Origin of the sequence: Anaplasma platys (genome assembly GCF_012790675.1) — a bacterium.
Lineage (GTDB): Bacteria > Pseudomonadota > Alphaproteobacteria > Rickettsiales > Anaplasmataceae > Anaplasma > Anaplasma platys.
This window is the reverse complement of record NZ_CP046391.1, coordinates 559440-565146: the sequence shown is the minus strand read 5'-3', so window position 1 is coordinate 565146 and position 5707 is coordinate 559440. Positions and strand designations below refer to the sequence as shown.

Below are 5707 nucleotides of genomic sequence, written 5' to 3'. Positions count from 1 at the left end.
AGCAAGCAACCCAGCGTACTGTGCAAAAATCCCCGCATTGCCTAATGGCTGATATTCCGCACTTTCAGCATGAATCACCTATTCTATATGCCCCTGGCTGCACACCACTCCTGTAGAAATTCTTCAATTGTTCATTGACATTACGCGGCACAAACATGCTTACATCACCGCCAAGCCTTGCTACCTCCTTCACAAAGCTAGAAGAAATAAATTGGGTATCTTCTGACGCCGGAAGAAAAACCGTATCAACCCCCGGGGTCAGTTTGTAATTTATCCAGCTCATCTGAAACTCATAATCAAAATCTGAGACTGCCCTAAGACCCCTAACAATCATCAGCGCCTTCTTTCTCTTAGCAAAGCAAGTTAGCAGCCCATCAAAGACCTCCACACTTACCGGACACGCGCCTTCTATCAGCGGTAGTTCGTGTTCTATCATTTCTGCCCTGATATCAGCAGAAAAAATTGTCGCTTTCTGTACTCCCTTGGCAACAGCAATAACCAGCTCGTCTACCAAATTGCATGCACGCTTGATAACGTCGATGTGGCCGAAAGTTATTGGATCAAAAGTCCCGGGATATATCCCCAATCTTTTATGCATGGTGGCAATGAAATGTGCTTTGGCCCATTATATCCAGTTATAAAAAATTGTTTCATTTATTTTTGAAGTTTATCCTTGAATGCGAGTTGCCGGGACATATAATGGAGGTCACAGGCCTACGAACAAGCCTGTTGCGCCTTTTGCGCTGGATTTACATGGCTTGGTAGCTCAGTGGTAGAGCAGAGGACTGAAAATCCTCGTGTCGGTGGTTCAATCCCGCCCCAAGCCACGTTTCCCTTCTACTAAGTGTTTGCGGTAAGCGGAGCTAAAGTTTCATGTCTTCATTTCGTGGAAGATTTCTATCCCTAATATTCGCCTTTCTGTGTTTCTATTTAGCGCCAATTCCTTCCGAAAGCGCTCTAATACAGTCAAAAAAACAACAAATAGTTGTAGGTTTTCTTCAAACCCAAAAAATGCACTACCCCGAGGAATTAGCTTTTTCCCACAATATATATGAACTTCTCACAGGCTTGGGAGCGCATGTTGTACGCATAGACTACAACACAATATTGGATTTTGATGCCATAAACAAAGAAGCACTTGTTGATGCTGGGAAAAATGTAGAAAAGTTGCGAGATACGGTGCGAAAAAAAGTGAAAGAGGTGGTTTCATCGTTCATTGAGGAGAACAACATAACAAGGATTTTTATCCCAGGAAACTTCTATAATGTCGATACAGAGCCTTTTGCCCCTATCCCTAATCGTCAATTGGTGACAGAAGCTATCTCATCTATCGTGAGAGAAAACCCAAGCATAAGAATAATGGGGGTTTGTGGAGGACTTCAGGGCTTAATGCATGCTATGGGCATAAAAGTGGTTCGTGTACATAATGTAGTGGGGTCAAAGATATCTGCTGATGCCCACAATGTATCTATGCCAGATCCCCATGAAAAGGATGTAGTACTACATAGGCTTAGAATCGTACCCGGAAGCAATCTGGCAAAAATAGTTTCCCGTCATGTGAAGCCAGACGATAACGGATGGTATTCTCTATTCCTCCCTGACGCTCATGGAGGAGTAGTGAGTAATGACCAAAAAAATCTCAGTAGGCTTGAGTCGTTAGGGTACAAAGTCGTAGGATTCTCAGACGACGGTATCGTGGAGGCTATCGAAGACCAATACGGAAACATATTATTCCAAGGTCACCCAGAAGCGCTTGCCGTAAACTTTCTAAAAGGCAACTTCTTGCCAGTTCCTGAACATCAAAAGAGCTCTGGCTCAGACCCGCGTTACCAAGCTGCTCTTTCTGCTATTTCCATAATAGAAGACTTCTTATACAACTAATTATTACTTGAATACTCAGAACAGGAGCGGTAACGCCGCTAGAAGCTACTCACTCACTTTAGCACTAGTAGCTCTCGCTGCCGTAGAACAAATATACTATAGAGCTCCCCCCCCCCCCAGCCTACATGCTCTGAACGCCCAGTTTTACAGTATGTAACATATTAAAACGGACCAATGTGATTGCGCAGTCTGCCATGCTATCCCCATCGTTTTTGCCTTGACTGTGGGGATATTGTAAACTAGACTGCGGTCTGTTCAAAACGTGCATGCTTTTATGCGTTTATCTGCGTTCTATCTCCCCGCTGTTAGAGACGTTTCCTCCGATGTAGTTGCTATATCACACAAGTATTCCTTGCGCGCTGGGTTGGTGGCACAAGTTGCTTCTGGAATATATACTTGGTTGCCTTTGGGGCTGCGGGTCCTAAGAAAAATAGAGGGAATAGTAAGAGAAGAAATGGAGGCTGTAGGTTTTGGTGAAGTGCTAATGCCAGCTATGCAACCTGCCAGCTTGTGGAAGGAATCAAATAGGTACGACTCATACGGAGCAGAAATGCTTAGGGTCAAGGATAGAAACAATCGTGAAATGGTTTATGGTCCAACACACGAAGAGGTTGTTACCGATTTGGTTAGAGCCTCACTCAAAAGTTACCGAGACCTTCCTATAAACCTGTATCAAATCCAGTGGAAGTTTCGTGATGAGTTGCGCCCTAAAAACGGGGTATTAAGAGCTAGAGAGTTTTTGATGATGGACGGTTATAGCTTTGATGTAGATTACGATGGAGCTATGCAGACTTATAACGCCGTGCTTAAGGCATATGGAAGGGTTTTCAGCAGAATGAATCTTACTGCCATAGCTGTTAGCGCTGATGCCGGCGCTATTGGCGGAAATATGAGCCATGAATTTCACGTGTTGGCTCCCACAGGAGAAAGCACTGTATACTATGAAGAAAGGGCGCTTGATTTGGCAAAAAACACAGAGGCCAACAATATTGAGGCCTTGAACAAGGTATATGCGGCTGCTGATGAGGCACATGACGACAAGAACTGCAAAAGCAATTTAAAAATCTCCAAAGGAATCGAGGTTGGTCACGTTTTTTACCTTGGAGACCGCTATTCCAAGCCTATGGAGGTAAAGTTTCACTGCTCTGATGGAGTCGATACCCGATACGCGCACATGGGATGCTATGGGATAGGGCTTTCCAGACTAGTTGCAGCCGTCATAGAGGTGTTTCATGATAATGCAGGTATAAAATGGCCAACTGAGCTTACTCCTTACAATGTCGGCATAGTTAATTTGTTCCCCAAAAACGACAAGTGCACTGAAGTTGCCGAGTATCTTCATAGCATTTTTGGGGATGATTCCTTATATGATGACAAGGGGGATAGTCCAGGAGTTAAGTTATCCAGGATGGATCTCATAGGTTTGCCCTGGCAGGTAGTGGTGGGAAATTCTTTTGTAAATGATGGCGTGCTTGAGTTAAAAAATAGAACCGCAGGCACTGCTGAAGTAATGTCTGTTGAAAATGTGATATTGACTCTTAGAAGATGATATTAGGTATAGGCGTAGATTTAGTACTCATAGAAAGAATACGTGCCATATTGAACAAACACGGTAAAAGGTTTCTCGCCAAAGTGTTTTCTGACGGGGAGATTCAAGATTCCCTTCGATACACCAATGAAGGGGCCCGGGTGCGGCATTTTGCCAAGAGGTTTGCTGCAAAAGAAGCGTACGTAAAGGCAATAGGGACTGGATTTGGGGGGGAAATCGAGAGTAGATACATTTCCGTTTCAAATGATAAATACGGCAAGCCTTCCATCTCCATACTTGGACACAAAAGTCAGGAACATTCTGTTGCTCTCTCAATGAGCGATGATGGCGATTATGCAATTGCATTTGTAACCATTTATTCCAAATAGACCATGAGATCCGGATATTTCTACCGGAATACGCTAAGCAGGGATCGGAAATTGTTTTTTGCTAGAGCACCAAGTTCATATAACTAGTGGCACAGATTGGTGGCGCATTGACGGGAAACCAGATATTTTTCACAATGAATAACATAAACTCGCTGCGTTCACGGCTGCAAACATGGGAGTTCTCACTTGAAATAAAAACATCGGCAAAAATTTGCCTAATCTTGTAGAAAAAGTCACAGATACATTGTATATAGATAGTGACTTGCGCCGGAAGGGTGATCGCGTTTTCCGCTCTTTTGTTGTGGCATGTTTGTGTATATGCCTTTCCCATTGTTCCCTGGTAGCTCAGCGGTAGAGCAACTGGCTGTTAACCAGCAGGTCGTTGGTTCGAATCCGACCCAGGGAGCTCTTTCAGACGCTGGTAACTGCGCAGCTTGACTTTCCACCATTAGTAAAATATAATCCGGCCGTGGTCTTCACTATGGCAATAAAGGTTGCTTAGAATAGGCGTTTTGGACCCGAGGGCAGTGCTCGGCATCTCCACTGTATGTTGCGGGGATGAAACAGGTTAGACAGGCGCAGTAAAGAAGTTAGCCGTTGCTCGGTGGGAATTCCAGCCGTATAAGTGGGTCATTTTTATAAGTGCAAACGATAATCTCGTTGCCGCTAATGACAACTTTGACGCTAACGCTTTAGCAGCTGCAGCTTAATGTGTCTTTAGCGCGGTTCGGGGGCTTACCGGGCAACAGAAAAGCCCCCACGTCTGTATCCCGGTTCATATTAGCAATAGCTTACCTATATGTAGTGTAGTGGTAAGTTTCGTGAATGCCCCTTGATTTCCTGTGTAATGGTGGTACTCTGCTTTGGCATGGGCGGGCTTTATTGTGTTTTATGTCGTCAGCTGCCTGGTATACACAAAGGTAGAGGTTATATGAGTGATCTAGTAGATTATCGCAAGCTAGTATACACAGCAATGTGCGGAGTTATAAGAGAGGCTATGTGTTGCTTTTCAAAACTGACTCCGTCCAGGGACGTACATGTGGCAATTTCGTTTTTAACCAGCTGTCATGGCGTAGTTTTGCCCGCCTACTTGAAGGAGCAGTATCCTGAAAGCATGACGGTTGTGCTACAGTATCAGTTTAGAGAGCTTAGCGTCAGCGATAGCGGATTTAGTGTAGTACTGAGCTTTCGCGGCAAGGAGGAGTGTTTAACAATTCCGTTTAGGGCAATAGTAAAGTACGTCGACATGCTATCGAACTTTTCACTTGATTTGGAACAATATGGGGACATAGAGCTCGAGATGGATGTGGATTCTGACAACGATGATGCTAGCGATAGTGAAGCAGAACAAAAAAAAGAAGACAACATCATATTCATTGATAAGTTTCGTAAAAACTAAAGATACCTTATAAAAAACAGAAAAAACGGTGCTGTAAGCGGAAGAGGGCTTGCGCAAACTAAACTGTGTTTGGCGACACCTAGAAAAGGAACTACAACTTATTAAATATATGCACAGGCACAGAACTTTCTTCGACCTAAAAGGACAGACGCACTTTTACTCGTAAACAAAAGTCGTCGTTTGTTGCGAATGAACTTGCCATAGGCACTTTTAGAAAGAAGAGAAAACCACACAAAACCACGCTCTTTGACCACGAATTATCACTTCACGGTTAACTCAAAATACCCGACAAAACATGATTGGTAACTGCACTACCAAAGTCGCGCTATCCCAATGTGGTGAGAATTTCTGCGGTAGTAGTTATATCAAAATTTGTAGATAAACCTAAAAACCCTGCTGGAGCACAACGGGGTAGGAAACACTTCTCTACATAAGGCATTTAGCACCCTTTCTGCCTACCTAGCAACAGACCCGGATCGCGAGGGAGAAGCCATAGCCTGGCATGTTGTC

Annotated in this window: 6 protein-coding genes, 2 tRNA genes and 1 other RNA gene; 8 read left to right on the top strand and 1 reads right to left on the bottom strand. The window is 44.0% G+C overall.

Going from position 1 to position 5707, the window contains the following annotated elements:
* Positions 1-64: 64 nt before the first annotated feature.
* Positions 65-598: a pantetheine-phosphate adenylyltransferase gene (coaD, locus tag ANPL_RS02350; RefSeq protein ID WP_169193184.1), complete on the bottom strand. Its 534-nt coding sequence runs from the start codon at positions 596-598 to the stop codon at positions 65-67.
* Between the two features lie 157 nt (positions 599-755).
* Between coaD and ANPL_RS02345 the strand changes: the two genes are divergently transcribed.
* The 8 genes from ANPL_RS02345 to ANPL_RS04865 all read left to right on the top strand — a co-directional run.
* Positions 756-827: transfer RNA gene (locus ANPL_RS02345), tRNA-Phe, on the top strand.
* A gap of 184 nt (positions 828-1011) precedes the next feature.
* Positions 1012-1881 carry a glutamine amidotransferase-related protein gene (locus ANPL_RS02340; protein ID WP_236822883.1) on the top strand — a complete coding sequence of 290 codons (870 nt, stop codon included), beginning with the start codon at positions 1012-1014 and terminating at the stop codon, positions 1879-1881.
* 274 nt (positions 1882-2155) lie between these two features.
* Positions 2156-3430 (top strand): proline--tRNA ligase, encoded by a 1275-nt coding sequence (gene proS / locus ANPL_RS02335; protein WP_169193182.1) that lies wholly within the window; start codon positions 2156-2158, stop codon positions 3428-3430.
* Complete coding sequence (locus ANPL_RS02330; protein WP_169193181.1) at positions 3427-3798, top strand: holo-[acyl-carrier-protein] synthase; 372 nt, start codon at positions 3427-3429, stop codon at positions 3796-3798. The genes proS and ANPL_RS02330 overlap by 4 nt, the downstream gene beginning before the upstream one ends.
* Before the next feature lie 334 nt (positions 3799-4132).
* Positions 4133-4204: transfer RNA gene (locus ANPL_RS02325), tRNA-Asn, on the top strand.
* Between the two features lie 24 nt (positions 4205-4228).
* Positions 4229-4560: a transfer-messenger RNA gene (gene ssrA, locus ANPL_RS02320) on the top strand.
* Between the two features lie 169 nt (positions 4561-4729).
* Positions 4730-5197, top strand: a complete 468-nt coding sequence (locus ANPL_RS02315) for a ClpXP protease specificity-enhancing factor SspB (protein ID WP_169193180.1) — start codon at positions 4730-4732, stop codon at positions 5195-5197.
* A 378-nt stretch (positions 5198-5575) separates the two neighbouring features.
* Positions 5576-5707, top strand: a 132-nt coding sequence (locus ANPL_RS04865) for a toprim domain-containing protein (protein ID WP_169193622.1), incomplete at its 3' end; no start/stop codon positions are given.